This is a genomic window from Streptomyces sp. NPDC020299, from assembly GCF_044387825.1.
GTDB lineage: Bacteria > Actinomycetota > Actinomycetes > Streptomycetales > Streptomycetaceae > Streptomyces.
On record NZ_JBIRWL010000008.1, the window covers coordinates 400,713 to 407,563 of the forward strand.

The 6,851-nt window shown below is 73.0% G+C and carries 9 protein-coding genes; 3 read left to right on the top strand and 6 right to left on the bottom strand.

Going from position 1 to position 6,851, the window contains the following annotated elements; translation table 11 throughout:
- Positions 1 to 157 precede the first annotated feature (157 nt).
- The gene (locus ACH45E_RS22850) at positions 158 to 820 is read left to right on the top strand and encodes a DUF4230 domain-containing protein (protein ID WP_361456505.1); all 663 of its coding nucleotides are present in this window, start codon (positions 158 to 160) and stop codon (positions 818 to 820) included.
- Between the two features lie 19 nt (positions 821 to 839).
- Here ACH45E_RS22850 and ACH45E_RS22855 read toward each other — a convergent pair whose 3' ends face one another.
- From ACH45E_RS22855 to ACH45E_RS22880, 6 genes are read right to left on the bottom strand one after another with little or no spacing between them, the layout of a single operon-like run.
- On the bottom strand, positions 840 to 2,609 hold the full coding sequence (locus ACH45E_RS22855) for a complex I subunit 5 family protein (protein ID WP_361456508.1): 1,770 nt from the start codon (positions 2,607 to 2,609) through the stop codon (positions 840 to 842).
- Positions 2,609 to 2,968: a sodium:proton antiporter gene (locus ACH45E_RS22860; RefSeq protein WP_361456511.1), complete on the bottom strand. Its 360-nt coding sequence runs from the start codon at positions 2,966 to 2,968 to the stop codon at positions 2,609 to 2,611. The genes ACH45E_RS22855 and ACH45E_RS22860 overlap by 1 nt, the downstream gene beginning before the upstream one ends.
- A 7-nt stretch (positions 2,969 to 2,975) precedes the next feature.
- Complete coding sequence (locus ACH45E_RS22865; RefSeq protein ID WP_361456514.1) at positions 2,976 to 3,716, bottom strand: MnhB domain-containing protein; 741 nt, start codon at positions 3,714 to 3,716, stop codon at positions 2,976 to 2,978.
- Positions 3,713 to 3,973 carry a hydrogenase subunit MbhD domain-containing protein gene (locus ACH45E_RS22870; RefSeq protein ID WP_361456517.1) on the bottom strand — a complete coding sequence of 87 codons (261 nt, stop codon included), beginning with the start codon at positions 3,971 to 3,973 and terminating at the stop codon, positions 3,713 to 3,715. The genes ACH45E_RS22865 and ACH45E_RS22870 overlap by 4 nt, the downstream gene beginning before the upstream one ends.
- Positions 3,966 to 4,418, bottom strand: a complete 453-nt coding sequence (locus tag ACH45E_RS22875; RefSeq protein ID WP_361456520.1) for an MrpF/PhaF family protein — start codon at positions 4,416 to 4,418, stop codon at positions 3,966 to 3,968. Before ACH45E_RS22875 ends, ACH45E_RS22870 begins: the two co-directional genes overlap by 8 nt.
- The gene (locus ACH45E_RS22880) at positions 4,415 to 4,594 is read right to left on the bottom strand and encodes a hypothetical protein (protein WP_361456523.1); all 180 of its coding nucleotides are present in this window, start codon (positions 4,592 to 4,594) and stop codon (positions 4,415 to 4,417) included. Before ACH45E_RS22880 ends, ACH45E_RS22875 begins: the two co-directional genes overlap by 4 nt.
- Before the next feature lie 252 nt (positions 4,595 to 4,846).
- On the opposite strand from ACH45E_RS22880, the gene ACH45E_RS22885 reads away from it, so the two are divergent.
- Together ACH45E_RS22885 and ACH45E_RS22890 are read left to right on the top strand one after the other, a co-directional pair.
- Positions 4,847 to 5,425: a VanZ family protein gene (locus tag ACH45E_RS22885; protein WP_399041316.1), complete on the top strand. Its 579-nt coding sequence runs from the start codon at positions 4,847 to 4,849 to the stop codon at positions 5,423 to 5,425.
- A gap of 95 nt (positions 5,426 to 5,520) precedes the next feature.
- Entirely contained in the window at positions 5,521 to 6,747 is a 1,227-nt protein-coding gene (locus ACH45E_RS22890) for a ricin-type beta-trefoil lectin domain protein (protein ID WP_361456526.1), read from the top strand.
- Positions 6,748 to 6,851 lie beyond the last annotated feature (104 nt).

Here is a 6,851-nt window from a genome sequence, read left to right on the forward strand (position 1 = left end):
CCGGGGCAGGCGCCGGCTCGACGGTCAGACGTCCGGGGGGCTCCTCGAGGGGCCTTGGGCGGCGTCCAGTTACAGGAGCGGGGGGGCGGAGCCCCAACGCGCCGGTCTGTCATGGCGCTTGGCGGGCATGCGCACTGTAGGAAGGAGGACCGTCGCGATGACGACTTCCCTCACGCGCCTGCCCAGGCGCATGCCCGGCTGGGCCAAGGTGGTGACCGCGTTCGTGCTGGTGCTCGTGGTGCTGTTCGCCGGGATCCGGCTGGCCGTACTGCCGGGCATCAAGGACCTGTTCGGCACCGAGACCCACGACCGGTCCGGCCCCGCGCTCCTGAAGTCCATCCAGGACATGAGCCGTTACGACGCCGCGTCCGGCAACTTCCAGGTCGTCGTGGACCTGGAGAAGGACGCCAAGTACCTGCCCGACGCGATCCGCGGCACCCGCACCCTGTACGTCGGGGCGGGCAACGTGGACGCCTACGTGGACCTCGGCCGGGTGGGCAAGGACGATGTGCTGGTCAACGGCGACCGCACGTCGGCCACGCTCCGGCTGCCGCACGCGCGGCTCGGCGAGCCCGCCCTCGACCCCGACCACTCGTACGCCGTGTCCAAGCAGCGCGGTCTGCTCGACCGGCTCGGCGACCTGTTCTCGGACAACCCCAACAGCGAACACGCCGTGCAGGAACTCGCGGTGAAGCACATCGGCGCCGCGGCGAGGACCAGCGGGCTGACCACGCGGGCCGAGACGAACACCACCGACATGCTCCAGGGTCTGCTCGGCTCCCTCGGCTTCAAGGAGGTGCACGTGTCGTACGGGACCTGATCCGGACGTCCGGGGGCACTCAGCCGCCCAGCACGCCCGGCAGGGTGAGCGCCCCGAGCAGGGTGGTGCCCAGCAGCAGCCAGGCCACGTAGTCGCCGACGTGGCCCGACTGCAGCCGGCGCAGCGGCCGTGCCCACTCCGGGGCCGCGGTCCGGCTCGGGCGGGTGACGGCCAGCGAGGCCAGGGCGAAGGCCAGCAACGTGGAGAGCAGGCCCAGCAGGATGCCCGCCGGGGTCCACTCCACGGCGGCCGTGGCGCCGCCCGGACCGGCCTCGTCGACGGCCCGGGCGACCAGCCCCCCGAAGCCGGGGACCACGCCGACGGCGAGCGCTCCGGCGAGCAGCACCGCGGGGACGGCGATCATGGTGACCGGGACCCGGCTCAGCCTGCCGCGGGTCTCGGGCTGTTCGTCGGAGCCGGTGGTCTCGTCCTCGGCGGTGTCCTCGGGGCGGGGCCCGAGGCCCAGGAACACCCGGGCGGCGACCCGCAGCACCGCCCCGGCGGTCACCGCGGACGCGGCGACGTACAGCACGGTGAGCGGGAGGCCCACGGCCTCCTCGGTGACCGACTTGCCCAGTGCCGTGCCGAACGGCGGCAGCCCGGCCAGGCCCAGCGCGCCGGCGGTGAACATCACGCCGACCGCGCGCAGTTGCCGGGCCCGGCCGTGCAGCGCGTGCTCGTCGACGCTGCCGTACCGGTCGAGGAGGATGCCCGCGCAGGCGAACAGCGCCGCCTTCACCCCGGCGTGCCCGAGGACGTACAGCGCGACCCCGTGGCCGGCCTCGCGGGTGAGCGTGCCGACACCGACGAGGAACAGCCCGGTGTGGGCGATGGTCGAGTAGGCCAGCAGCCGCTTGATGTGCCGCTGGTACCAGCACATCACCGCGCCGACGGCCGCCGTCACCGCGCCGAGCACCACCAGCGCCCGTTCCACGTCGGCGGGCGGGATCCCGCCAGGACCGGAGAAGACCCTGCCGTACACCCGCCACGCGCCGAAGACGCCGAGCTCGACCATGACGCCGGACAGCAGCATGCACACGGGGGTCGGCGCGACCGCGTGCGCGTCCGGGAGCCAGAACTGGAAGGGCACGGTGGCGGCCTTGACCAGCAGCCCGGTCATGACCAGGACGAACGCGGCGAGGACGAGTGCGTCGGGCCGCCCGGGTACGGCGGCGGCGTCGAGGCCGCGCCCGATCTTCGTCATGGCCAGCTCACCGGTACGGGCGTACAGCAGGCCGATGCCCATCAGCATGGCGTACGCGCCCAGGGAGTTGATGACGCCGAAGGTGACCGCGCCCTGCACGGCCTTCGGGTCGTCGATCCGGTAGCCGGTCAGCGCGTAGGCGACCACGCTCATCAGCTCGAAGAACACGAACGCGTTGAACAGGTCGCCGGCGATCGCGAACCCGCACATGCCGCCCTGGAAGAGCAGCATCAGCGCGGGGAAGGAACCGGCGTGGCCGCGGGGCGGTTCGTCGAAGTAGTGCCAGGAGTACACCAGCGCCGCCAGCGTCAGCAGGGAGACGAGCGCGGCCATGCCGAGCCCCGGCCCGTCCCCGGTCAGCACGATGCCGACGCTCTCGCCGCGCACGGGCACCCAGCCGCCCACCCATTCGGTCAGCGGCGGTGAGGAGTTCGACAGCAGGACGAGCGCGAGCGCGGCCGTGCCGCCGGAGACCGCGCAGGCCGCGGTCTCGGCGGCGAGCCGGGGCAGGCGGCGGCCGGTCGCGACGAGCAGGGCCGCACCGAGCAGCGGTACGGCGACCAGCAGCGGCAGCAGGTGGTGCATCAGCCGCGCAGCTCCCTGAGTTCGTCGGGGTCGACCGTGCCGTGCCGCTTGGCGATCTGGATGACGAGCGCGAGCAGCAGCGCGGTGACGGTGGCGCCGACGACGACGTCGGTGAGGGCGAGGGCCTGCACCACCGGGTCGACCACGGGCCGCGAGCCGGGGGCGATGTCGGAGAACACCGGGGCCGTGCCGCCGCTGCGGTAGCCGACGGCCAGCAGCAGGACGTAGGTGGCGGCCTGGCAGACCGACAGACAGCCGACGGCGTGGATCAGGTTGCGGCTGGTGGCCAGGCCGTAGCAGCCGGTCAGGAAGACCCATGCGGCGACCAGGTACGGAAGGACGTGCGGTACGGCGGTCACAGTGGTCTCAACTCCCGTTCTCCTCCTCGATCTCGACGGCCTGGTCCAGGAACTTGGCGAGCAGTACGACCACCGCGCAGGCGACCTCCATGCCGATGGCCGCGTTCAGCAGGGGGACGGTGCCGCCGGAGGACAGCTGGTTGAACGTGCCGTACGGCAGCAGTGTGTTGGCGAGGAAGGCGGTCCCGGCGAGCAGGCCCGCGAGGCCGAGCACCAGATAGGCGGAGGCGGCGAGCGCGTCGGCGACCTCGAACAGGGCGACCGGGCGGATGCGTTCGAGGGCGCGGTAGTCGGCACCGAGGTACAGCAGGTGCAGGGCGGTCGCGGCGACCACGCCGCCCTGGAAACCGCCGCCGGGGCTGAGCTGGCCGTGGGCGATCACGTAGAGGCCCGAGAGCAGGGCGACGGGCAGCACGACCAGGGCGTAGCGGCGTACCGGCATCGCCACGTCGGCGGGTTCGGGCCGGGCCCGGTGCTCGTCCCGGGTCTGGCGCAGCAGGACCACGCAGCCCAGCACGGCGCCGAACAGGATGCTCATCTCGCCGAGGGTGTCGTAGGCGCGCTGGTCGAAGTTGACGGAGGAGATCGTGTTGGCGATGTGCCGGGCGAGGGAGGCGTTCACGGCCCGTTCGCCGTACGGGTGCCGGCGGCCGCCGAAGGCCGGCAGGTCGAGGCAGGCGGCGACGAGCAGCGCGGCGAGGCCCGCGCCGCCTACGGCCAGCAGCCACAGCCGGGCGCGCCGGGTCACCGGCCGCCGTCCTTCGCCCGGGGCCGCCGCCGCACCTTGCGCACCGAGAGCATCACCAGCAACGGGGTCAGCGCGGAACCGACGGCCAGCTGGGACAGGCCGACGTCGGGGGCCTGGAGCACGGTGAACAGCACGGCCAGCAGCACCCCGAGGACGGACAGCACCAGGGCCTGCCGGGCCGGGTCCCGGGTGACCACGGCCACGGTCGCGGCGGCGGCCACCAGCAGCAGCGCGACGACGATCACCAGCTCAGCCACGCCGCACCCCCCGTACTCCGCCGGACAGGGCGCGGGAGGCGACCAGGTTGCCGCCGATCAGCAGGGCGCCGATGACGAGGAGTTCGACCATGGCGCGGCTCGGGCCGGTGGCCGCGCACAGGACGGCCACGACGACCGCGCCGAGGGCCGCGGCGGCCCAGGTCGGCCCCCAGGCCCGCGGCCGGTCGTCCTCGAGTTCGTCGCTGAGCAGCCGGGCGAAGACGAGGGTGCCGACCGGGCCGAGCAGCGCCAGCAGCAGGGCCAGGTCGACGTACGAGGGGCGGCCGTAGCCCTGGGAGAGGAGCAGCAGGCAGGGGCAGACCGCCGAGGTGATCAGGTTCTGGGCCATGACCCGGCGCCGCAGCGGGCCGGTGGCCACGCCCCACAGGGCCGCGCCCGCGCCGGCGGCGAGCAGGACGGCCGCCGCAAGGATCCAGCCGTTCACCGCCACACCGCCCGTCGCGCGGCCCGGGCCGCGAGCGCCGTGACGGCCGCCGCGCCCGCGCCGACCGCCCACTCCAGGGGGTAGACGGTGCTGATCAGCACAAGCCAGAGCAGGACGAGCCCGGCCCACCAGGCGAGCCACTCGCCGGCAGCGAGGAGAGCCGTACGCCGGTTCACACGCCACCTCCTCGGGCCGCCGGCCGGTGGTTCATCAAAAATGCCCGCTTTTCTTGGCATGTGCCGTTTGTGGCATCCAAGCACCACCGATGCCGGAGCAGGCGGCGGCGCGCGGGTCCCAGCCCGGGGTGCCCCGGGAGCACGTCCGGAAACCGCCGGGCGGGCGCGGTCCGGCCGCCATCGGGGCGGCATCCCCAGGCGGTTCCCGGGTAAGCGCCCCACTACGCAGGGACGTTGAAGACTGGAGGACCGATGGGGATCACTGCCGCACGCATGGGGATCACTGCCGCACGCCTGCGCACCCTCAGAGCGGGCCGCGACCGCACCGGCCGGCCCGAGGCGAAGGCGGACCGTACGGCCAAGGCCGAGCGGCACGCGATGCCGCTGCCCTTGCGGCTGCTGGCGATGCTCGTCGCCTTCGCCTTCATGGTGGCGTTCGCCGTCGTCCTGGCCCGGCTCACCCTCCAGCCGTCCCCGGCGTCGGTGTCCCTCACGCACACCAACCTGCACCCGGGCCGCTCACTGAAGGCCTATCTGGACCAGCCCCAACTGCGCGACGCGGTCAAGCAGATCGGCGGGAACCTGCTGCTGGGCGTCCCGTTCGGGGTGCTGGTCCCGGTCCTCGTGCCGAGGGCGCGGGGGTTTTTGAAGGTGCTGCTGCTCACGGCGACCGTGATGTTCCTGGTGGAGCTGGCGCAGGGCACGCTGGTGACCGGGCGGGCCTTCGACGTGGACGACGTCATCCTCAACACCAGCGGGGCTCTGGTCGGTTACCTGCTCCTGGGACGGCGGCTCGGGCGGACGGTGCACGCGCGCGTGCGTAAGCAGTGATCGTCCGAAGCTGGACCGGACCAACCTATTGACGGGCCCTTACCTTATTCCTTAAATCAAGTGGCGACGCATCCATCCCCCACGGAAGGAGAGTCGTGGCCTCCCCACGCCTGCTCCGCAGATGTCTGTTCGCCGCCCTGTCCACCGCCCTGGCCGCCTCCGCGGCCGTCGGCCCCGCCCGGGCGGACGCCTCCGGCGCGTCCGCCGCCGTTGCCTTCTCCGACTCCTTCGACGGGCCCGCCGGCGCCGCGGTCGACTCCTCGAAGTGGCAGACCGAGACCGGCGACAACGTCAACAACCACGAGCGGCAGTACTACACGTCCGGCACCCGGAACGCGGCCCTCGACGGACAGGGCCACCTGGTCATCACCGCGCGGCGCGAGAACCCGGCCGGCTACCGGTGCTGGTACGGCAGCTGCCAGTACACCTCGGCCCGGCTGAACACCTCCGGGAGGTTCGACGCGCGGTACGGGCACGTGGAGGCCCGTATGAAGATCCCGCGCGGGCAGGGCATGTGGCCCGCGTTCTGGATGCTCGGCACCCCCGTCAACTGGCCGGACTCGGGCGAGATCGACGTCATGGAGAACGTCGGCCACGAGCCCTCGACCGTGCACGGCACCATCCACGGCCCCGGCTACTCCGGCTCGGGCGGCATCGGGGCGGCCTACTCCCTCCCCGGCGGCCAGGCCTTCGCGGACGCCTTCCACACCTTCGCCGTCGACTGGGCACCCGGCTCGATCACCTGGTCGGTGGACGGGAACGTGTACCAGCGGCGCACGCCCGCCGACCTGGGCGGCAGGACGTGGGTGTTCGACAAGCCGTTCTTCCTGATCCTCAACCTGGCCGTGGGCGGCTACTGGCCCGGCGACCCGGACGGCTCCACCGCCTTCCCGCAGCAGCTCGTGGTGGACTCGGTGTCCGTGACGACCGGCGGCACCGGGACCGGCGTCCCTGTCCGGGGCCTGGCCGGCAAGTGCGTGGACGTGGCCGGGGCGAACTCCGCCAACGGCACGCCCGTACAGCTGTACGACTGCAACGGCACCGCGGCCCAGCAGTGGACGGCCGGCGCGGACGGCACGATCCGGGCGCTCGGCAAGTGCCTGGACGTCACCGGCAACGGCACGGCGGACGGCTCCACCGTCCAGCTGTGGGACTGCACCGGCGGACCGAACCAGCAGTGGGCCCTCCCGGCGGCGAACGACATCGTGAACCCGCAGGCGAACAAGTGCCTGGACGTCACGGGCGACAACTCCGCCAACGGCACCCGGCTGCAGATCTGGACCTGTTCGGGCGGCGCCAACCAGAAGTGGACGGTCGGCTGAGCCGTACGGCTAGGGGGTGTTTCGAAAGTCCTGTGCGGTGCCCGCGGTGTCCGGTGCGTGCTCTGGGGGTCCCCCCGGCCGAAGGCTGGGGGAGTGCCGGACGA